Here is a 236-nt window from a genome sequence, read left to right as displayed (position 1 = left end):
GCCTTGTGACGGCGATAATGCTCATAAACTTCAGGAAGCAGCGCCAGACGCTCTTGTTCTGATAACTGTTTAACGAAGTTACTGAGTGCTACTGATACTTTTGGATAGCTTACGTTACTGTCAAGGCTAGTCCCTTGAGCTTCGCTTAATAACTGCTTAAAAGCAGAATCATTAGCGCTAGCTACTTGCGTATCATAAAGATCGACCAAAGCAGCTGACTTATGCTCAGCAGAAAC

At 43.6% G+C, this 236-nt stretch carries 1 protein-coding gene; it reads right to left on the bottom strand.

The genetic code is table 11. From position 1 onward, the window contains the following. The coding region (locus SB772_RS45565) for a F0F1 ATP synthase subunit delta (RefSeq protein WP_410839223.1) at nucleotides 1-236 on the bottom strand (236 nt) is incomplete at both ends.

This window comes from Paraburkholderia sp. SIMBA_030 (assembly GCF_046535245.1).
Taxonomy (GTDB): Bacteria; Pseudomonadota; Gammaproteobacteria; order Burkholderiales; family Burkholderiaceae; genus Paraburkholderia.
The sequence above is the reverse complement of the archived record's forward strand: the minus strand, read 5'-3'. Positions and strand labels throughout refer to the sequence as shown.